Below are 22,310 nucleotides of genomic sequence, written 5' to 3'. Positions count from 1 at the left end.
TTTTATACAGGTACAGATATTGATTTTACCTTGGCAATAGCTTGTTCAATATCTTGAATCAAATCCTCCATTTCTTCAATCCCCAAGGAAAATCTTATAAGTGTGTCCTTAATGCTTTGTTTTTCCCTGTCTTCAGGGGTCATTAATGCATGTGATGTCTGTGTTGGTGAAAGCATTGTACTTTCTATTCCTGCCAAGCTCATTGAAGGTTTTACGAGTCGAAGATTTTTAAAAAATAAAGATGCATCGATACTGGAATCCAATTCAAAAGAAAGCATTCCACCAAATCCCCTCATTTGTGATTTGGCCAATTCGTGGTCTGGATGGGTTTCAAGACCAGGATAATAGACATTTTCAACATCTCTGCTTTCACTTAGATAAGTGGCCATCTTCATGGCATTTTCATTTTGGGCCTTGACCCGAATCGCCATAGTCTTGATGCTCCTTTCCAAAAGCCAAACCGTGTAATCACTTAAACTGCCACCGAAACAGATTGCCGTCTGAAAAATCATATCCATGTTTTCTTGGGACGAAGCAATTACTCCTGCACAAATATCCGAATGTCCGCCCATATACTTTGTAGCACTGTGGAGTACTATGTCAATCCCAAAATCAATCGGGTTTTGGTTTATGGGGCTTGCAAACGTATTGTCTATCATGGATAATATACCATGCTTTTGTGCCAACTGACCAATTCCTTTTAAATCTGTTATCGTCAATAATGGATTAGAAGGGGTTTCTATATAAATCACTTTCGTATTCGGTTTGATTTCTTTTTCAAAATCAGCAACGGTCCATCCATTGGTAAAAGAATAGCTTATCCCATATTTTTCAAACTGGGTAACGGCAAAGTTGTAAGTTCCTCCATATAACGTTTGCTGGAGCACAATATGATCATCCGCTCTTAAAAATGCCATTAAGGCCGTGCTGATCGCCGCCATTCCACTACCAAAAATCAAAGCGGCTTCGGCATGTTCCAAAGCCGCTAATTTTTTACATAGTGCTTCTTGATTGGGTGTGTTGAAATATCTTGGATATCGTTTTATAGCTACATCTTCAAATTGATACGAAGTACTCATATACAGTGGAGAAACAGCCCCTTTAAATTGTAGATCTTCCAACTCTCCCGTATGGGTACACGTGGTATTTATACCTTTTTGGTCCATAATAGAAAAACTTTAGGTTAAATATACAAAACACCTACACTTGTACCTGCTTCCAATTTCCTTTTTTAAACCATATAATTGCCATAATGGCCAATAGAACCTCGGCCGCCGTTATTGCGACAAAAACACCCATCGCTCCCCAATCCAAAACTATGGCCGCAATGTATGCCAAAGGCAACTGGAACATCCAAAAAGAGAAAAAATTGATTTTTGTGGGGGTCTTGGTATCGCCAGAACCATTAAACGCTTGCGTCACCACCATCCCATATGCATAGAATACATATCCTATTGCAATTACCTGAAGACATAAAGCTCCATTCGCTACGACACTTGGTGTTGCATTGAACCACGAAATAATACTCTTGGCAAAAATCAAATAAACTAAGGAAACCAATCCCATGAAATAAGCATTATACTTTCCTGTTTTCCAAACAGATACTTCAGCCCTTTCAGGCTGTTTGGCTCCAAGATTCTGTCCTACCAATGTTGCAGCAGCATTGCTCATTCCCCATGATGGCATTAGTGTAAACATCATCACTCTAATGGCAATAGTGTACCCTGCCAGAACTTCACTACCAAACTCGGACATTATCCGCATTAAAAATACCCAGCTTGAAGTTCCAATTAAAAATTGTGCAATACCTCCCAACGAAACCTTAACTAAATTGACCATGACCTTCATATCGAGTATCAGGTCTTTCAAAACGAGTTTTATCTTGCTCCACCCAAAGAATAAAATTCCCAATTGGAAAAGTACTGCTGTTCCACGGCCTATATTGGTTGCAATGGCAGCTCCCATTACTCCATATTCCGGAATAGGTCCCCAGCCAAATATAAATATTGGGTCTAAAACTATATTTAAGCCATTGGAAAGTACCAAAGCCCACATTGCTATTGAGGCATCTCCTGCTCCCCTAAAAATAGCATTGATCATGAACAATAGCATAATCGTAATGTTACCGCCAATTAAAAATTTAGTGTAGCCGTAGCCTTCTTCGATTAAATCGGGCTCACCCCCCATCAATGCCAGAATCTCCTTGGCATAAAATATACCCACTATGCCCAGCATAATTGAAATAAGAACCCCTAGACCAATGGCCTGTACTGCGGCCACTCTAGCACCTTGAACATCCTTCTCCCCTATTCTGCGGGCAACTATAGCGGTAGCAGCCATGCTTAGGCCTATTGCCAACGCATAAACCAATGTAATTACGGATTCGGTCAAACCTATGGTAGCTACAGCGTTTACACTGACCTGTGAGACGTAGGCAATGTCCACAAGAGCAAAAATGGATTCCATCAGCATTTCCAGAATCATGGGAATGGAAAGCATAAAAATAGCTTTGCGTATACTCCCAGTAGTAAAATCTGTTTCTTTCCCAGAAATAGCAATCCAGAAATAGCGAAGTGATTTTTTAAAAAAAGATATATTGATATGTGTCATTATAAAAAATTATGTGTGAAAAAAGAATAAAAATGTCATGTAGTCCGAAAAGTTTTTCGGTTACTTTCTTGGCTTTAAGCCCATGACATCTATAGTGTACATAATTCTTATAACTTCATGATGGTACAAATAAAGTAAAAAAATTTGAAATAGGCTTTGGTATGTGTCTTTAGTTCAAAATTTTGTACAATCTTACAATATTCGTAGTTTAATGACCAAACCAAAGAACCGCTGAGCATGCGATATACTCCAATATTTTCTTTTTTTGTTTTGATAGCCCTAATTTCCTGTAAAAATACTGCTGGACCCATCACTAAGGAAAGTACTGATGCACCCTCAGGCTATCAAGGACAAGGAAAAAATCCTATTGTCCCTACCGTGAACAAACCTGTGCAAAAGCAATGGAAAGGTGTTTGGTCTTTTGATAATGATACTACATATTTTACCAATGATTTTGATGGTGCCCGTTTGAACGGGGTCGCTGCCGATGGGAACGACCATTACACTATATGGATTACCGCTGAGAACACTCCGATCAACGTTAGTCCATGGTATGCCTTTAAAGTTTGGACGAAAAATCCTAGGGAAATCACCATTAAGCTTTCTTACCAAGATTCCCGAAGCCGTTACTATCCCAAAATAAGTACCGATGGTATCAATTTTAAACCTTTGGACAGTACTGATTTCAAAGCTATAAACCCGGGCGAAGGCGATTTTGGTATCAAGGCCGTTCCAGAATTTGTTGAACTCAAAGTTCGAATTGACCAAGAACCAACTTGGATTACAGCACAGGAACTTTATTCTTCAAAACGTGTAAAAAGCTGGATAGATTCCCTTGCAACAAAACCTTTTGTTACTTCTTATGAGATTGGAAGAACTTCAGAGAAACGCCCTTTACACCTCATGGAAATAAGTAAGGACAGTACCGCGAAAAAGGCCTTGATGATCATATCCAGACAGCATCCACCAGAGGTGACAGGTTTTATTGCCATGAAATCCTTTATTGAAACTATTGCCGGGGAAAGTGCACAGGCCAAAAAATTCAGAAAGAGCCATTCCATTTTTGTTGTTCCATTAATGAACCCGGATGGTGTGGATAATGGACATTGGAGACATAATATGGGCGGGGTCGACCTAAATCGCGATTGGGAAAACTTCAATCAGCCAGAAACTAAAAGTGTTCGCAATTTTCTAAATAATAAAAGTAGCGAAGGCTATGAATTTGTTTTTGGAGCAGATTTTCATTCCACGTGGGATGACATTTATTATCCCTTGGATACTATCGCTACTGGAAGCAAAGGTAAAATTGTATTCGATTGGATTGAAAATATTAGCAAAAGGCTCCCCCAGAAAAAGAGTAACGTAAAACCCTCCGGCCAACTGGAACCTACCATGGTTTCACGAACCTATTTCTTTGTGGAACACAAAATGCCTTCCATTGTTTTTGAACTGGGCGATGATACTCCACGGGATTTCTTAAAATTAAAGGGACGGGTTGCGGCAGAAGAGCTGATGCGGCTTTTAGATATTGATTAATCTTATGGGGGTTGATTTAAAATGAGAGTAGTATAGTACCTAAATTACTTGACATAGTTCACCCGATATCTCCAAAAGCTCACTCCTCCTAAAATAAATACTCCCAAAACGGTATACCAAATAAAACTTGGTGTTATTACCTGGTCGCCACTGGCATAGCTATGTAAGCCAACCAAATAAAAGTTAACTCCAAAATAAGTCATCATTATACTGGCAAACGCAATGATACTGGCAAAACTAAAGGTCCATTTCCCTCTTAATCCAGGCACTAGACGCATATGCAACACAAAGGCATAAACCATTATTGAAATCAGCGCCCAAGTTTCTTTTGGATCCCAGCCCCAGTAACGCCCCCAACTCTCATTGGCCCATTGCCCTCCCAAAAAGTTACCTATGGTCAACATAATAAGACCTACGGTAAGCACTAACTCGTTTATGATGATTAGCTCTTTTATGTTAAGGTCCATTCGTTTCTTGTTCTTTTTTGTAGTGAGTATAATCAATAATAGCGATACAACACCTAAAATCATTCCTACGGTAAGCGGACCATAACTTCCAACGATTACAGCAACATGAATCATAAGCCAATAGCTGTCAAGAACAGGCTGCAAGTTTGCAATTGAAGGGTCAATCCAACTTTGGTGGGCTATCCACAAAAGCATGGAGGTAACAAATGCGCTTGCGGCAATGGTCAGTTCACTTTTTCTACCAAACGCCAAACCCATTGCCATGGTGGCCCAAGAAACATAAAGAATACTTTCATAGGCATCGCTCCAAGGTGCGTGTCCAGAAATATACCATCTTAGAACAAGCCCTGCGGTATGCCATAGAAAAAATAGAATAATTATACCTTTTAAAAAGTATGAGGAGGCCTTCCAAATCTCTCTTTCCTTGAAAATCCTAAATATTAAAACAAATAATAGGAAAGCTCCAACCATTGCGTAATATTTATAAAGGCGATTAAAAATATCGAGCTTATTATAAATAATCTCCGTTTTCACTTTTTGTTCGCTCGGTAATACTTCAGAACCATGATTTTTTTGATTTTGTTTAAAAGCTTCCAATAACTTATCAGCTTGTGAATAGTCACCTGAAGCAATGGCGGTTTGGAGCGATCTTAAATAATAAGGTATCGCATTTCTAATGAAATTGGCATATAAGGAATCTGAAACCTGATATTGTCCTCCGCGATACTCCACAGCGGATATCCATTTGTTATTTTCATGATTCAATAACGGAAAAATCTTAATGATTTTTCCGCTCAAGGCTTGATCCAGAAGATTTAAGCGAATATTGGCATCTTTTAAATCCTGTTGAAATTTATTCGGATTAAGTGCTTTGGTTGCTTCATCTAAAAATGGCCCCAACTTATATACACCCCTGTCATCAAAAAAGTCAGTTGCTTTAATAAATTTTTGATCTTTGGGAATACCCAAAACATTGCGAATGCTATCGTTCTGTCCTTTTTTATCTACCGCAATAAATTCAGTATTGTACCAAATAGGTGGATTGAGCATCATAGATAAAAAAACCTGGTCAGGATTCATATCCCCGAACTTGTCCTTTAGACTCAATTTTCGGAGCATCTCAGAAGCGAAAGTATGTATAGGCTTCATACGCCCTCCTTCATCTTGAATGACCAAAGCACCAAATTTTTCTGCGTGCTCCTCGTCTACCATTGTAGTATTTATCATGGAGTCGACTTGGGTCTGGTTTGGAAGATTTACATGTAGATGCTCCTCGGAAGCGCTTTCTTGTGCTTCAGCAAAAGCCGTCATAAAGAAGAAAGCAACAGCTGTTAGAGTAGCTTTCTTTGCTTTTACTTTTTCCAAAGATTTTGCCAGATCTTTAAAACGAGTTTTCCCAAAGAACATGATACCCATTAAGCCGAGATACAATAAAAAGTAGCCTATATAGGTAATCCAAGTTCCCCAAAAATCATGGTTTACCGATAAAACCGTTCCTTTTTCATCAGGATGGAAACTAGATTGAAAAAATCGGTATCCCCTATGATCCAAGACATGGTTCATATAAATGTCATAATCAAAAGGCCGTTCGTCATCCACAGTAATTTTACTCATGAAAGATGCATAGCCCGCTTCGGTACCGGGATATTTTTCAGCAATAAAGTCATTTAATTGAATAGAGAACGGAAGTTCGTATACTTTGGAGCCATAACTCAATGAAAAATCCAATCCGCCTACCCGTATTTTATCAGAAAAATTGGAAGTCCCCTGTCCACCCAATAATTTTTTTTCAACCGTTTCCCCATTTGCTGATATGGCAACTACCAGAGCATCTTGGGTAGCGTCGGTAATTTCTTCTTCCGGCACCTTAACAACTCCATAACTTCCTTTTATTAGGGGTTCTGGGATAACAAATTGCATTCCCGCCATATTATAAAGGGAGCGCAACTGCAACGTCTGCAAACTGTCTTTACTAACCTCTCCTTTAAATTGGTCGGCCATACGCATAAAATCTCCTGCAAAAGGAGATTTGATTTGATAATTATTCCCGTTGGTATAGAAATTTATTGCTCCATCCGTTTCATTGTTCAAAGAAAATAACACATTGTGAATGCTGGCGACCTTACCATTTTCCAAATAATGCTCATGTCGTTGACCATCACCCGCCTCTACGATTTTTAGATACTCCCCTCCATTTTCATTTGGAACAAGCCCTTCTTTGGCACCATCTATGAAATCCACATAAGCAATGGAAAAAGGTTGACCATTAAAATCTGATTTCCATGGCAAACTAGATCGCATTCCTTCCGGAGTGACAATTATATCATCTTCCAAAATCCTACGCTTGGTTTCACCACCAATATCGCCATCAACAAAAGCAGTTAAATATGTTTTATCGGAGTAAAATCGCTTTTCGGTGTTTCCTTCACGTATGGGCATCATTCCCTCATAGCTAATATATCGAGTTACAAAAGCTCCGATAATGATTAGAATCCATGACAAATGCAGCATTAGCACAGGCCATTTTTTAAAGCTGAAAAGATTGTACCGAAACATGTTGCCGATAAAATTGATGACGAAAAAAACCATTATAGCTTCGAACCACGTAGCGTTGTATATATAAATTCTAGCTGTTTCCGTGCTATAACTACTTTCAACAAAAGTCCCTATGGCCATTGCCGCAGCAAAAACCAAAAAAAGAACCGCCATAAGTCTTGTGGAAAAAAGAGTTTTTTTAAGAGTTTCTATCATCTAACTGAAGATGGGTTTTCAGCACGCAAAAATACCACCTTTTTACGATTTATTGATGTGGCTTTGCTTAGAAAAGGTTAAACAAAATTGTTAATTATTACAAAACATATCTACTGCTAAATTTGTAGTTTTGATGATGCTTACTGTCGTAATTTTAGGTACAGGGAACGTGGCCGAACATCTCTTTGTCGCATTCACACAATCCGAGAAGATCCATGTTGCACAGGTTGTTGGCCGAAACATGGACAGGTTGAAGGAGTTTGCAAACAATACATTGATATCCGATAATTTCAATAAAATTGTTGATGCCGATTTTTACATCATAGCAGTAAAAGATGATGCTATACCGCTCGTTTCCCAATATCTTTCAGATAAAGAAAATATTGTAGTGCATACTTCCGGTGCAATATCAATGGACATTTTAAAACAAAAAAACAGCGGTGTGTTTTATCCTATACAAACTTTTACAAAAGGTAAAAGCCTAGATTTTAATTCTATCCCAATATGCATTGAAGCCAAACAGCAATCAGGACTCCAAATGCTTCACAAATTGGGAAGCTCTATATCAAATAAGGTTTACGAAATATCATCGCCCCAAAGAAGAAAACTTCACCTTGCTGCAGTATTCGCCAACAATTTTGTAAACCACCTTTATTACGTAAGCGAGAAGATATGTGCTGAAGAAGATTTGCCCTTTTCCCTTTTGCATCCCCTTATCAAAGAAACCGCCGATAAAATAAATTACTTTTCCCCTTGTGAAGCACAGACAGGCCCTGCTTTAAGAGACGATATAAAAACTATGGAAAGTCATTTACATCTATTGAAAAACAAAAAACAAACCGAACTTTACACCTTATTGAGTGAGGCTATAAAAGAGGAACATGAAAAAAAATTATAAAGAATTATTAAGTGCTATCAACACCTTTGTTTTTGATGTGGACGGGGTTTTTACGGACGGTTCCATATTGGTGACCAGTAAAGGTGAAATGCTCAGGAAAATGAACGTTAAGGATGGTTACGCCCTAAAAACCGCTTTGCAAAAAGGCTACAATGTCTGTATAATCTCCGGTGGCACAAATGAAGGTGTCAAAGAACGGTTAAAAGGTTTGGGAGTTACGGATATCTACTTGGGTGCACATCATAAACAGGAACCTTTAGAGGAGTACTTGGATATTTATAATATTGACCCCGTGAATGTTCTTTACATGGGTGATGACCTACCTGACATCCCTCCCATGAAAATGGTTGCTTTGGCAACTTCTCCACAAAATGCGGTAGCTGAAGTAAAAGCTATTTCAGATTACGTATCCCACAAAAATGGTGGTGAAGGGTGTGTCCGGGATATTATTGAACAAGTTCTAAAAGTAAGAGGGGACTGGAACGATAATTATAGCGCAAAGAATGATTAAGGATAACCCTTTGAAAGAAAAGCTGAAAGGTCATAAGCTGATTCTGGGTTCAGGTTCGCCACGGCGCAAAAAATTCCTTGAAGAAATGGGGTTGGATTTTGAAGTAAAGACCAAGTCCATCGATGAAATCTATCCAGAAAAACTTCAAGGCAAAGATATATCGAATTATTTGGCCCAATTAAAAGCTGTGCCTTTTAAACGGGAACTAAAAGATAATGAAATTGTGCTTACTTCGGATACAGTGGTATGGCATAATGAAAAGTCACTTGCCAAGGCTTCGAATGAGATAGAGGCTTTTCAAATGTTGCGCACACTATCCGGGGATTGGCATGAAGTGATTACATCGGTTTGCTTCACAACCAAGACCAGTCAGAAAACTGTTTGTGAAAAAACTTCAGTAAGTATTATGGATTTTACCGATGCTGAAATAAAATATTACATAAACAACTACAAACCTTTTGATAAAGCGGGAGCCTATGGTATTCAAGAATGGATAGGAATGATAGGTATTTCCGGGATAAGGGGGTCATACAATAATGTAGTTGGCTTGCCCACACACTTAGTTTATAAAACGTTAACGGATATGGTTTCTTAGCCCATGATGCTTAATTTTACAGAAACCTTACTTGCCATGAAAAGAGTATTTCAAATTAAGATATATGCTTTTACGTTATTCTTAGTGTTATTGGCTCTAGCTTCTTGCGTAAAGAAAACTGATGCTTCCAATAAAGAGCTTGTCCTAAACAATGAAGAAACTAAAGAAAAAACAGCGCTTCCTAAAAAGCAACTTTCAGAAGATTTTAAAACATACTGGTATGCTGGCGATGCAGAGATCACTTCTTACACATTGGAGCAAGCAAGATATGGTGAAATAAGGAATGGGAATTCGGTTTTGATTTACGTTACAGAACCTTTTTTAGCGGGAAAGCAAGTAAAGGCCGATAGAAGTAACCCCGATAATATCCCCGTTTTAAAACTCAATGCCACTAAGAATTATTTGACCGGTATTTACCCCTATTCTGTAATGGGCAGCACTTTTTATCCGGTTTATGATAATCAACATGCCATAAAGACCAGTTTATCAATTCAGGAATGGTGTGGCCATGTGTACTCGCAAATCAACAACAGGGATACATTTGAGTTTACTTCCCACTCTTATTTTGAAGGAGAAGCCGACCAAAATTTGACTCTGGATAAAAATATGATGGAGAATGAAATTTGGACAAAAATCAGAATAAATCCGAACGATTTGCCGATAGGAAAATTGAAGATGATCCCCTCATTGGAATTTATTCGGCTTAGACATAAAGAAATTAAGGCCTATGATGCAAATGCATCATTAAATTCCAAAGACGGAATTACAACCTACGCTATCAACTATCCCGAACTAAAAAGAACACTCAATATAGATTTTTCTACTGACTTTCCATATACTATTGAGGGTTGGACAGAAGATTTTACAAGTGGGTTTGGTCCAGGTGCAAAACAAATGACAACAAAAGCTACAAAATTAAAATCTTTAAAAACTCCCTACTGGGGCCAAAATTCAAACAAGGATGTAATATTAAGAGATAGTTTAGGCCTTTAAAATCAGTTATTCCCTGTTAAAGATGTTCTAAAAATATCCTGCGTTATTTGAATCTTTCTATATTTGGTGCAACCACTAAAAAACTTCCTATGCGAAACTTTTGGATCAGCTTATTTGCTGTAGTAGCCTTCGCTCCAAATTCTTTTGCACAAAAGCCAAGCAAACCATCATCTACAGAAATTCATCATAACCTACAAAAATTAAATTTTTTGGGAACAGCGCTTTACATTGCAGCACACCCAGATGACGAGAATACAAGATTGATTTCCTATTTATCCAACCATAATAAAGCACGCACCGCTTATCTATCGCTTACGCGAGGTGATGGGGGACAAAATCTTATTGGTTCTGAGCTGAGAGAACTTCTTGGTGTTCTAAGAACGCAAGAGCTATTGGCGGCCAGAAGAATAGATGGTGGGGAACAATGGTTTACCAGGGCCAATGATTTTGGGTATTCAAAGCATCCTAAGGAAACACTTAAAATATGGGATAAAGATGAAGTTTTGGGTGATGTAGTTTGGGCCATCAGAAATTTAAAACCAGATATCATCATAAATCGGTTTGATCATAGAAGTCCTGGTTCCACTCATGGTCATCATACCTCTTCTGCCATGTTAAGTATGGAAGCTTTTGATTTGGCTAACGATTCCAATGCCTACAAGAAACAGTTGGACTTAACTTCGACCTGGCAACCCAAAAGGATTTTCTTCAATACATCATGGTGGTTTTATGGAAGTAGGGAAAACTTTGAAAAGGCTGATAAATCAAACCTATTGAAATTGGATATCGGTACTTTCTATCCAGAATTGGGTCTTTCCAATAATGAGATAGCATCAATGGCGAGCAGTCAACACCTATGCCAGGGTTTTGGTAGATTGACCACTCGTGGTTCAGAGGATGAATATGTTGAGCTTTTAAAAGGTGAATTTCCTTCCAATGGCAACCTTTTCGATGGCATTGATACGACTTGGTCAAGAATAAAGGGAGGTAAGGCAATTGGTGATATTTTATATAAAATAGAAGATAACTTTGATTATTCCGACCCTTCAAAACACATTCCCGAACTAATAAAAGCTTATCAATTATTACAAAATATTGATGACGAGCACTGGAAGAAACTAAAATCCGAAGAATTGGCGTCCATCATTCTAGACTGTGCAGGAATGTATTTGGAACTAAATGCGGAATCACCTTCAACAACTCCTGGAAGCATTGTTAATGTGAACGTAGAGGCATTGAACAGAAGCCCCCGGAATATCCTTCTCAAAGAAATAAGAATTGATGGGGCAAATGTAACTATTACCCCAAATAAAATTCTTGGAAATAATAACAGGGAAGACTTAAAAATGGAATTTTCTGTTCCAACTTCCTTTAAAACTTCAGGACCATATTGGCTAAACGAAACAGGTAGCTTGGGAATGTACAGTGTAAAAGACCAAAACATGATTGGTAAAGCTGAAACACCAAATGCATTCAATGCATATTTTATTCTTGATTTTAGCGGCACCGAGATTACATTTAAAAAGCCAGTTATCCACCGCTATTCAAAACCGGACAAAGGTGAACTCTACGAACCCTTTGTTGTTTTACCATCGGTCACTACGAAGATTACAGAAAAAGTCTTGATTTTTTCTGATGAAAACACCAAAAATGTAACTGTAAACATTAGGGCGGGCAAAAACGACATTAAAGGTAAAATAGAACTAAGACACCCAATGGGCTGGAGTGTAGTCCCAGAAAGCATTGACTTTTCAATTCTTCAAAAAGGACAGGAACAATCCGTTACATTTAAGGTTACTCCGCCTTCAAACGATAGTGAGGGTAAACTATTACCAATAGCAACTGTTGATGGTAAAACCTATACTCGTGAGCTTGTGGAGATTACTTATGATCACATTCCAAAACAATCGGTCTTATTGCCCTCTGAAGCCAAGGCAGTTCGTATGAACATTCGGAAAACCGGGGAACATATCGGTTACATTATGGGTGCAGGTGATAAAGTTCCAGAAAGTTTGGAACAAATAGGATATCAAGTCCACATGATTGATCCTAGTTCTGTTCAAAAAGGAGAACTGGAAAAATATGATGCCATTGTAGTCGGAATTAGGGCTTACAATATCGTGGACGACCTAAAATTTAAGCAACCTATTCTTTTTGACTATGTTGAAAATGGCGGAAATCTCATTGTACAATACAACACCGCCGGTAGATGGAGCAAGCAATTTGAAAATATAGCTCCGTATGGTCTGACCCTATCAAGAAATAGAGTAACTGATGAATCGGCAGAAGTAAATATCATCGCGAATGATCACGCCTTGGTAAATTTCCCAAATACCATCAACAAAGGTGATTTTGATGGATGGGTCCAAGAACGAGGATTATATTTTCCAAAAGAATGGAGTCCGGAATTTACACCTATATTATCCATGAGCGACGAAGGTGAAAGTCCCACAGAAGGTAGCCTTCTGGTCGCGCCATATGGAAAAGGACACTATATTTACACGGGTTTGAGTTTTTTCAGGGAACTGCCCGCTGGAGTATCAGGTGCCTATAAACTTTTTGCCAATATGCTTTCCATAGGTAAGAGTGAAGTTAAAAATGAAAGTAATGTCAAAGGATAATATAAACGATAATAAAGCAGATTGGAAGAAAGAATATACCATCGTCCTTTTGCTGAACATTTTTTATATTTTGGTCTTTTACTTCATCATGATACTAAATAACTAAACCTTAATGGGTATACTTGATTGGATTATTCTTGGTAGTGCACTGCTGTTTATCGTTGTTTTTGGTGTTTGGAAAACCCGTGGAAGCAAAAATGTAAATGACTATGTGCGTGGCGGAGATGATACCAAATGGTGGACCATTGGGCTTTCGGTAATGGCTACGCAGGCCAGCGCCATTACTTTTCTGTCCACACCAGGGCAAGCTTTCCATGATGGGCTGGGATTTGTTCAATTTTATTTTGGCCTGCCCTTGGCAATGATTTTTATATGTTTGGTATTTATTCCCATCTACAAGAGACTCAAAGTATTTACTGCATATGAAATGTTAGAGGGAAGGTTTGATTTAAAGACCCGTACCCTAACTGCCATCCTCTTTTTAATTCAAAGGGGGCTTGCGGCTGGTATCACAATTTTTGCCCCATCCATTATCCTATCTGCAGTATTGGGCTGGGATTTGAGAACCTTAAATATTATTATAGGTGTTTTGGTAATTATCTATACCGTATCCGGTGGAACAAAAGCAGTAAGTGTTACACAAAAACAACAAATGTTCATTATTATGGTGGGCATGTTCTTTGCCTTCTTTTTTATATTGGGGTCACTGCCCACAGAAGTTTCGTTTGGCGACGCATTGAAAATAGCGGGAGCGAACGATAAATTGAAGATTTTGGATTTCAGCCTTGATACCAATAACCGCTACACATTTTGGAGCGGTATAACGGGTGGATTCTTCTTGGCCCTTGCTTATTTTGGGACCGATCAAAGTCAAGTACAGCGTTATTTATCCGGTAAGTCCGTTAGGGAGAGTCAACTGGGATTGGTATTCAATGGTATTTTTAAGATTCCCATGCAATTTTTTATCCTATTGGTCGGTGCCATGGTTTTTGTTTTCTATCAGTACAATTCATCGCCATTGAATTTTAACCCTGCTGCAACAAAAGCTGTAATGGAATCTGAATATGTTGAAGAATATAGGGCACTTGAACTGGAACATCAATCTTTGGAAAAAGAGAAGAAAATGGCCCAAGATGCTTTTTCGGCAGCATTGGAACTAAAGGAGTACAATGCCGTGGAACAGGCAAAACAAGATATTGTCAAAATCAATCAGAAGGAAAGAGCCAGTAGGGATACTGCCAAAATATTGATAAATAAAGCTGATGATTCAGTTGAGACAAATGATAAAGATTATGTGTTCATCCATTTTATCTTAAACAATTTACCAACAGGTCTTATCGGGTTGCTGCTTGCGGTAATTTTATCTGCAGCAATGTCATCTACAGCTTCTGAATTAAACGCACTGGGAACCATAACTGCATTGGATTTATATCGGAGGAATCTCAAAAGAGATATGGACGAAAAACATTTTGTAACAGTTACAAAAATTTTCACGCTCATTTGGGGAATTATAGCTATACTAATTGCCTGTGTGGCCAATCTATTTGATAACCTTATACAGTTGGTAAATATTATCGGTTCTATTTTTTATGGAAATGTACTAGGTATTTTTCTATTGGCATTCTTTTTAAAATTCATTAAAGGAAACGCAGTTTTTATTGCTGCATTGATAACTCAGGTTATCGTAATCCTTGGATGGTATTTAGATTGGATGTCTTATTTGTGGCTCAACGCTTTTGGATGTATCTTGGTCATTTGTTTGGCAATACTCCTACAAAGTTTTGATAGTCTCAGCAAGAAATCTGAATTAAAAACATAAAAAAACCCACTGGTAAGTGGGTTCTTGAATTTTGTTTTACAACTCTTAGAGAGCTCCCCATTCCTTTAAGGAGTCTTTATTCATTTTAACGTAATCATCATTACCGGCCGCCTCTGCTGCAGTAAGAGATTTTTTTGCCGTTTCTATCGCTGCTTTTTTATCTCCTGCCTTTGCATATATCAATGACTGCTGACGTAATTGCCAAAATCTAGGTTCTTTTGTCATGGACATTGCTTTATCCATCCATTCTTTGGCTTTGGAAATATCCTTGTCCTCATCCAAATAATAGACTGCCGCAGTGTAGTAATCGCCAGCACTTGGACCTGCCATTGTTGACTCGATATCTTTCATCACAGTAGTATCCGTAGGAACGGTGAAAGGAATGCCAACATATGTTTTTTCCCACATCATTCCTAAATTCGCGCCGTTGTTCGTTAAATCATCAATACTTATGGTGAATGTCTCAATATCCATTGGTATAGGATACGTTTGAACTGTGGTTTTTGCGGCTACTTTACTCTCATCCCAATCTCTTGGAGTTCCACCACCTTGGGTATCCGTATAAAAGAATACTTCCCAGTTGGATGCGGTCGGTTTTGTAAAAATAGAATATTTTCCCGCTTTTAGCTCTTTTCCATCTATGGTCACATCAGTGCTAAACTCAATCGTAGTGTACGCATTGGCACCCGTTCGCCATAATTTGTCATAAGGAACCAAATTGCCAAAAATAGTTCTTCCACGCATTGAAGGTCTAGAATAATCCACAGTAACATCAGTTAAGCCAACTTTTTGCTCAATTTTTGAAGCAGGACTAGGTGCAGGAGTCGTAATCTGTGCATTCATGCTGAATGATACAGATACAACACATAATAATAAAATTAATTTTTTCATTTGAAAGTGTTTTAGTATTGTTAGTAGAGCAAAACTAAATATAAAGGCATGTTCGCTTTGTTAAGAAACCCTTAAAAGAAAAATCTGTTATCGAACAACAAATGGCTTCGCCACTCTTTCTTTCTGCAAATAAAAAGATATGAAGTATACAGATGGTCTTAAAATAGAAGTATCAATCGCACCGGTTTTCAAAAAACTTTGTGGATTATAAAGGATATTCTTGCCAGTACTATCAAAAACACCATACCCAAAAGAATTATCTTCCGTAGTTAATAGATAATGTAAAGTATGAGTTTCAGGTTGATGGTACAATAATAATTCAGTATTTGAATTTGAACTTTCAGGTATTATTTTTGGTTCAAACTCAAAAAAAAAAGACGTGACGGAGATTCAATTTGAAATGAAGAATTCACATATTTTTCAGATGTAAAAAAATAGGTGTTTTCAAAATGTGCAATGGATTCTACCTGTGCAATGCCTAGATTGAATGAAGTTTTTGAAACAACTCCCGAAAAGATAGCAGAATCGCTCAAACCCGTTATCTCTACAAAAAAAGGCAACAACAATCGTGAATAACCTACCAAGACCAAACGTTGTTGGATGTCACTATAGGTTGCGCCTGTGATCAAACCCTCAACCTGATAAGAATCCAATCTTTCGGCCACATAGTTTCCAGAAGTTTTAGGCAATTTGTATGCAACTGTTCCTGCACTTTCCCACTGTTTGGTCAAAATGATGAGTGTATTTTCAAAAACAAAGAACGCTTCTGCATCCCAATCACTATTTGGCATGTTTGCAAAATCTGATTGGTCTTCATAGTTGAAAGAAATTGTTTCAGCAATCACATCATCCGAACTTATATAGTCTGTCTTGGAGATTCTATAAATTCGTAAATCCCTTCTGTTTCCATTAAAATTTCCAAAATCTCCTATATAAATATAATCTTCATCTTGGGCAAGATCCTCCCAATCGGTGTTTTCAGCATTGGTAATAGTTACAGTCCTTAAAATTCTGCCGTCCATAGGGTCGATTTCAAAAAGCTCGGCACTGTTTCCAGAATCGTTATGTGTTATCAATCTTCCATCCAGATAAATCAATCCTGATGTTTCTTCAATTTGTTCTTCTAAATTGGAAACCTCAACAACATCAGTTTGGGCATAAATACCCGTACCAATGAAAAGAAACATTAGAGAGATGCTTTGTACTATATTTTGCAAAAAGTTGTGCATGGTTTCAAAGTAGCGATAAAACCTGAGACTATGTTCAAAAAATATTAGCTAAAATGATTATGTTTAACTTCTTTAGTTTTTTGTTAAACAATTTGAAAGTATATTTGTAAAAACTGTTCAATGAAATTATATCAATTGCACGCTAAGCAACAATTACCCATACCCAAGACCACAGCATGGGAATTTCTATCGGACCCAAAAAATCTAAAGGTCATTACACCTGAAAAAATGGGATTCCATATTCTATCTGGAGCAGATAGACCCATGTTTGAAGGACAAATCATTCAATATAGCGTTTCCCCGTTTCTTGGTTTTAAAACAAAGTGGGTATCGGAAATTACTCATGTAAAAGAAGGGGAGTATTTTGTGGACGAACAGTTATTTGGTCCATACGCACTTTGGCACCATAAACATTTTATATATGAAATTGAGGGTGGTGTAGAAATGGAAGACATTATCGACTACAAAATACCGTTGGGCTTTTTGGGACAAATAGCACACCCATTATTGGTAAAAGGTCAGTTGGAGTCAATTTTTACATTTAGAGAGCAAAAATTAACAGAATTATTTGGTTCTATTGCAGGTTCCAAAACAGACTTACAATTTAAATCATTTTAATCTATGGAAAAGAATATTCTTTTAATAGGAGGATCACATGGTATCGGTTTTGCAATGGCAGAACGGTTACAAAAAGCAAATAATGTGTATATAGCTTCACGTACCAACGAGGAAATGGGAAATATAAATGTGACCCATATTCCTTTTGACGTGACTACGGATACATTGGATGTCTCCAAACTCCCTAATGAAATACACGGGTTTGCCTACTGTCCCGGTAGCATAAACCTAAAACCTTTTAAAATGATGAGTTTGGAGACTTTTCAAGAAGATATGCAGCTGAATTTTTTTGGTCTGGTAAATACAGTAAAGAATATTATAGGAAGAATGGCAGATGACAGTAGCATGGTATTTTTTAGTACAGTTGCGGTTGGTACGGGTATGCCTTTCCATACTAGTGTAGCTTCCGCTAAAGGAGCTATTGAAGGTTTTGCAAAGTCCATGGCCGCAGAATATGCCCCAAAAATCAGAATAAATGTTGTAGCACCTTCATTGGTTGACACGCCATTGGCAAAACGTCTGCTCAGCAATGACAAAAAAGTAGAAATGATGTCGCAAAGACATCCACTAAAAAGAGTGGGGAAACCTGAAGATATAGCAAACATAGCTTTGTTTCTACTTGGGGAAGAAAGCTCATGGATGACAGGACAAATTGTAGGTGTGGATGGCGGAATGTCCACTTTAAATATTAGCTAAAATGGATAAAGAAGTTTCAGTTTTTTGGTTTAGAAGGGATTTACGGCTAGATGACAATGTCGGCTTTCTTGAAGCCTTGAAAGGAGATTTCCCTGTTCTTCCAATTTTTATTTTTGATTCGGAAATTCTGGACAAACTTCCCCAGGATGATGCCAGGGTCACATTTTTGCATGAAACACTTCAAAAAATGAGAAACGAGCTTCAAGACCAATACAACAGTTCCATAGCGATATACCATGGAGACCCAGAAACTGTTTTTAAGAAATTAATAAATGATTTTACAATTAAAACAGTATTTACAAACCATGATCACGAGCCCTATGCCAAAGAACGCGATGAACAAATAAAAAAGCTGCTTTCCAAGAAGGACATCGAATTCAAAACTTATAAAGATCAAGTAATTTTTGAAAAAGATGAAGTTGTTAAAGACGATGGAGATCCCTATGTTGTTTACACCCCTTATAAAAATAAATGGAAGTCAATCTTTAAAGAGGATAACCTAAAAATCCACTATACAAGCCAGTATATGGATAATTTGATAGAACATTCGCGCTTGCCCAATCTTTCACTTTCGGATATTGGTTTTAAGACTTCTTCGATCAAAGTTCCCGACTATACCGTTACCCCTACCCTTATTGAAAACTATGAGGATACCAGAAATTTTCCCGCAAAAGAAAACGGTACTTCAAGATTGGGGCCACATTTGCGCTTTGGAACGGTTTCTATCCGCAAAATGATTAAAAAAGCAATTGCGGAAAAAAATGAGGTCTTTTGGAGCGAACTTATATGGCGTGAATTTTTTATGCAGATTCTTTGGCATTTTCCACATACGCAGGAAGAGGCATTTAGACCAAAATATGATCGTATTGAGTGGCGTAACAATGAGAATGAGTTTGAAAAATGGAAGAATGGTGAAACAGGCTATGCGTTGGTCGATGCAGGTATGCGGGAATTAAACAAGACCGGATATATGCACAACAGAGTACGAATGCTCGTAGCAAGTTTTTTGTGCAAGCACTTATTAATAGATTGGCGCTGGGGCGAGGCCTATTTTGCCGAGAAGTTGTTGGATTACGAAATGAGTTCCAATGTAGGCAACTGGCAATGGGCAGCAGGTAGCGGTGTGGATGCTGCTCCCTATTTTAGAATATTCAACCCAATGACCCAAGTAGATAAATTTGATAAACAGAAGGAGTATATCAACAAATGGGTGCCTGATTTACAGGAAATGACATACCCTGATAAAATGGTAGACCATAAAGAGGCAAGGGAACGCTGTTTGAAGGTTTATAAAGAAGCTGTAGGGTAATTTATACAAAGTCTATTTGGAGAGTTGTCTTTCTATTTCTTGGTGATCTGCTACTCTCCTTCTCAGAATATTGATATAACGAAGACCTTCCCTAATCCCAAAATCAGAGTAGGATTTAGAAGCCCAATCAATGGCTTTTTCCAGATTCCCATTAATTTCATTGATTATCGCCATGTTATAATGGGCTCTTCCAGCGATTTTTCTTTTTGGATGTTCCACTTCTGTATTCCATAAAGCTGCTGCACCATCCCAGTCGCCTGTTTGTGCTCTTCTTTTGGCAATAACAAAGTTATCCGTGCCTCTAACAAAATAATCTCTTGCAACCCTTCTGCGCATTTGTCTTAAATTGAGCCCATAGTTATTCCCCAACTGGTTGCTAAGCTGTATAACAGCCTCTTTTCTTGCCATTACAGCTTCAATAGCTTTTACAGGATTGATTCCCTCACCAGTGGAAACTATCTGGTCTTTGGAAATAAATTCGTCCAAGATTTGTTTGTTAATGGGATTGTAAACACGCCATCCGTTTTTAATCATGGTTTGTAGGGTAACCCTATGACCAGGAACTTTGGCATTGATACCAAAATTGTTGGGTATGTTCACTATGGTGGCTTGGTAATCCGCTCGAGTATCCGTATCATAGAATTCCAGTGAAAACAATACATCAACATTGTTTTCATTACAAATCTGTTCTACTAGCTCCCAAGATAGCTGGGCAGGAAAAACGCTTAACCCTTTTCGTATGACATCAATAGAATCTATTATTTTTATTGTTTCAAACTGGCTATTCCTTTCTAGTTCGGTATATAGACCTGTAATGGCAGCCAATGCTCCTTCCCTATCCAAATTCAATCCTTCTAAAGAAAGAATCTTATCAAGTTTATCAATAACATTGTTCTTTTCCGAAGCTAAACTTCTGTTAATGATTCCAATAGTGCCAACATCTGAAGGCAATGAAAGAATCGCGGGTTCGGTCACTCCAAGGGTCAATTTATTCGTAGCACTACAACTAATCAATGTGTAGGTAAATATGAAGATTAAAAAGATATGGGCAAAAAGTTTCATGGTGGTCAGGCTTAAAATTAAAACGATTACAAACAGTTGATGTCTAACGCAAAACACGCTTCTATATTGTCTGATTATATACTAAATAATTATAAATCAGTACATTATGTTATAATTCTAGTTACTCCTATAAAACGACATAAAATGGTATATTTACGTAAGAACATTTTTTCTTTCAAAACATACGCAGAACCAACTAATTCCATTTAAAAATGAGGAAAATCGTATTATTATTACTGACTTCACTAACCATATGTGGCATATCGGCCCAGAAAATGAGCAATAGCAAAAAAGGAGTCATTGCATCAGTAGAAAACCATAAAGAGAATCTTATTAAAATAAGTGACTCTATTTGGACCTTTGCAGAAACCGCGTTCAACGAATCTAAATCGGCAGAGGTTTTGGCCAGTTATGCGGAAAAAAATGGTCTCAATGTTACCAGGGGTGTGGCAAATATTCCTACGGCATTTACCGCCACTTACGGTTCTGGGAAACCGGTAATCAGCGTTCTAGGGGAATTTGATGCCCTGCCAGGCCTTTCACAAAACACGGTCCCAACCAAAAATCCAAGAATTGATGGTGCCCCAGGGCATGGATGTGGCCATAATATGTTCGGTGCTGCCAGTTTGGGAGCTGCCATCGCAATCAAGGAACAGATTGAAGCAGGAAAATTGAAGGGGACGGTTAAATTTTTAGGTACACCTGCCGAGGAAAAATATTTTGCAAAAGTTTGGATGGTAGAAGCTGGTCTTTGGGATGATGTAGATGTTAATGTTAGCTGGCATCCAAGTTCCAAAATAGAAGCAGACGTACAGAGTGGTCTTTCTTTGATAGATTTTATAGTGGAGTTTACAGGACAAGCGGCCCATGCTTCTGCTGACCCTTGGAACGGTCGCAGTGCGTCTGATGCATTGGAACTTTATACCACCGGCATCAACTACTATAGAGAACATATAAGGCCTACTTCGCGTATCCATTACCATATTCAGGATGGAGGCCAAGTTGTCAATGTAGTACCGGACTATTCTAAAATTTGGGTACGGGTACGAGATCCAAAAAGAAAAATTATGCTGCCAACTTATGAGCAGGTCAAAAAAATGGCCGAAGGTGCAGCTATTATGGCCAATGTGGATTATAAAATATCATTGGTTTCAGGAATTTATGAAACATTGGTGAATCGTTCAGGGGGTGAAATCATGCAAAATAATCTCGAATTGTTGGGTCCAATCTCCTACACGGACGAGGAAACCGCTTTTGGAAAGGCGATTCAAAAAGCGACGGGAAAGCCAGAAATTGGAATGGACAGTAAAATTGAACCGTTACGGGATACGGAAGAGAACCCTGGGGGAGGCTCTACCGATGTTGGTGATGTAAGTTGGAACGTGCCCAATATCAATTTGGGCGTGACTGTTGCACCAAAAGACACGCCTTGGCACTCATGGGCCGTTGTTGCTTGTGGAGGTATGAGTATCGGTCACAAAGGAATGGTCTATGCTTCTAAAGCTATGGCAATGACCATGGCAGATCTTTTTGAAAATCCAAAGTTGGTTGAGAAGGTAAAAGAAGAATACAAGACCCGTAAAGGGGACGAAAAATACGAAGCCATGATCGATGGACCACCACCGATTGGAGAAAATTAAAAAAAGTAGCTGTTCAAAAACAAGAAAATACTATTCTAAATTATAGAAACTTCCATGGTTTTAA

At 38.1% G+C, this 22,310-nt stretch carries 17 protein-coding genes; 11 read left to right on the top strand and 6 right to left on the bottom strand.

All coding sequences use genetic code 11. From position 1 onward, the window contains the following. Positions 1-2 precede the first annotated feature (2 nt). Positions 3-1,166, bottom strand: coding sequence for a trans-sulfuration enzyme family protein (locus HME9304_RS14440; RefSeq protein WP_112379252.1), 1,164 nt, complete (start codon positions 1,164-1,166; stop codon positions 3-5). A 34-nt stretch (positions 1,167-1,200) separates the two neighbouring features. Further along, positions 1,201-2,610: an MATE family efflux transporter gene (locus HME9304_RS14435; RefSeq protein WP_112379251.1), complete on the bottom strand. Its 1,410-nt coding sequence runs from the start codon at positions 2,608-2,610 to the stop codon at positions 1,201-1,203. Between the two features lie 237 nt (positions 2,611-2,847). Here HME9304_RS14435 and HME9304_RS14430 point away from each other — a divergent pair, with 237 nt between their 5' ends. Further along, positions 2,848-4,146 carry a M14 family metallopeptidase gene (locus HME9304_RS14430; protein ID WP_112379250.1) on the top strand — a complete coding sequence of 433 codons (1,299 nt, stop codon included), beginning with the start codon at positions 2,848-2,850 and terminating at the stop codon, positions 4,144-4,146. A gap of 44 nt (positions 4,147-4,190) precedes the next feature. On the opposite strand, the gene ccsA is transcribed toward HME9304_RS14430, so the two are convergent. After that, positions 4,191-7,364, bottom strand: coding sequence for a cytochrome c biogenesis protein CcsA (gene ccsA, locus HME9304_RS14425; protein WP_112379249.1), 3,174 nt, complete (start codon positions 7,362-7,364; stop codon positions 4,191-4,193). 133 nt (positions 7,365-7,497) lie between these two features. On the opposite strand from ccsA, the gene HME9304_RS14420 reads away from it, so the two are divergent. From HME9304_RS14420 to HME9304_RS14395, 6 genes are all read left to right on the top strand, one after another. Beyond that, positions 7,498-8,262, top strand: a complete 765-nt coding sequence (locus HME9304_RS14420; protein ID WP_239023298.1) for a Rossmann-like and DUF2520 domain-containing protein — start codon at positions 7,498-7,500, stop codon at positions 8,260-8,262. Then, positions 8,246-8,773 (top strand): KdsC family phosphatase, encoded by a 528-nt coding sequence (locus HME9304_RS14415; RefSeq protein WP_112379247.1) that lies wholly within the window; start codon positions 8,246-8,248, stop codon positions 8,771-8,773. The genes HME9304_RS14420 and HME9304_RS14415 overlap by 17 nt, the downstream gene beginning before the upstream one ends. Further along, a complete protein-coding gene (locus HME9304_RS14410; RefSeq protein ID WP_112379246.1) occupies positions 8,766-9,368 on the top strand; it encodes a Maf family nucleotide pyrophosphatase in 603 nt (200 codons plus the stop codon). The genes HME9304_RS14415 and HME9304_RS14410 overlap by 8 nt, the downstream gene beginning before the upstream one ends. 36 nt (positions 9,369-9,404) lie before the next feature. Beyond that, on the top strand, positions 9,405-10,361 hold the full coding sequence (locus tag HME9304_RS14405; protein ID WP_112379847.1) for a septum formation inhibitor Maf: 957 nt from the start codon (positions 9,405-9,407) through the stop codon (positions 10,359-10,361). 89 nt (positions 10,362-10,450) lie between these two features. Then, positions 10,451-12,982: a PIG-L family deacetylase gene (locus HME9304_RS14400; RefSeq protein ID WP_112379245.1), complete on the top strand. Its 2,532-nt coding sequence runs from the start codon at positions 10,451-10,453 to the stop codon at positions 12,980-12,982. Positions 12,983-13,094: 112 nt separating this feature from the next. Continuing rightward, positions 13,095-14,801 (top strand): sodium:solute symporter family protein, encoded by a 1,707-nt coding sequence (locus HME9304_RS14395; RefSeq protein WP_112379244.1) that lies wholly within the window; start codon positions 13,095-13,097, stop codon positions 14,799-14,801. 45 nt (positions 14,802-14,846) lie between these two features. Here HME9304_RS14395 and HME9304_RS14390 read toward each other — a convergent pair whose 3' ends face one another. Further along, entirely contained in the window at positions 14,847-15,692 is an 846-nt protein-coding gene (locus tag HME9304_RS14390; protein WP_112379243.1) for a DUF2911 domain-containing protein, read from the bottom strand. Between the two features lie 347 nt (positions 15,693-16,039). Continuing rightward, the gene (locus HME9304_RS14385) at positions 16,040-16,879 is read right to left on the bottom strand and encodes a T9SS C-terminal target domain-containing protein (RefSeq protein WP_112379242.1); all 840 of its coding nucleotides are present in this window, start codon (positions 16,877-16,879) and stop codon (positions 16,040-16,042) included. A gap of 162 nt (positions 16,880-17,041) precedes the next feature. Between HME9304_RS14385 and HME9304_RS14380 the strand changes: the two genes are divergently transcribed. The 3 genes from HME9304_RS14380 to HME9304_RS14370 are packed head-to-tail and all read left to right on the top strand — an operon-like array spanning position 17,042 to position 19,544. Next, positions 17,042-17,539: an SRPBCC family protein gene (locus HME9304_RS14380; protein ID WP_112379241.1), complete on the top strand. Its 498-nt coding sequence runs from the start codon at positions 17,042-17,044 to the stop codon at positions 17,537-17,539. Between the two features lie 3 nt (positions 17,540-17,542). Next, positions 17,543-18,235 carry an SDR family NAD(P)-dependent oxidoreductase gene (locus tag HME9304_RS14375; RefSeq protein ID WP_112379240.1) on the top strand — a complete coding sequence of 231 codons (693 nt, stop codon included), beginning with the start codon at positions 17,543-17,545 and terminating at the stop codon, positions 18,233-18,235. Between the two features lies 1 nt (position 18,236). Then, on the top strand, positions 18,237-19,544 hold the full coding sequence (locus HME9304_RS14370; protein ID WP_112379239.1) for a cryptochrome/photolyase family protein: 1,308 nt from the start codon (positions 18,237-18,239) through the stop codon (positions 19,542-19,544). Positions 19,545-19,556: 12 nt separating this feature from the next. Here HME9304_RS14370 and HME9304_RS14365 read toward each other — a convergent pair whose 3' ends face one another. Further along, entirely contained in the window at positions 19,557-20,606 is a 1,050-nt protein-coding gene (locus HME9304_RS14365) for a DUF6340 family protein (RefSeq protein WP_112379238.1), read from the bottom strand. A 212-nt stretch (positions 20,607-20,818) separates the two neighbouring features. Between HME9304_RS14365 and HME9304_RS14360 the strand changes: the two genes are divergently transcribed. Then, entirely contained in the window at positions 20,819-22,246 is a 1,428-nt protein-coding gene (locus HME9304_RS14360; protein ID WP_112379237.1) for an amidohydrolase, read from the top strand. Positions 22,247-22,310 lie beyond the last annotated feature (64 nt).

The sequence above is a fragment of the Flagellimonas maritima genome (genome assembly GCF_003269425.1).
Classification (GTDB): domain Bacteria; phylum Bacteroidota; class Bacteroidia; order Flavobacteriales; family Flavobacteriaceae; genus Flagellimonas; species Flagellimonas maritima.
The sequence above is the reverse complement of the archived record's forward strand: the minus strand, read 5'-3'. Positions and strand labels throughout refer to the sequence as shown.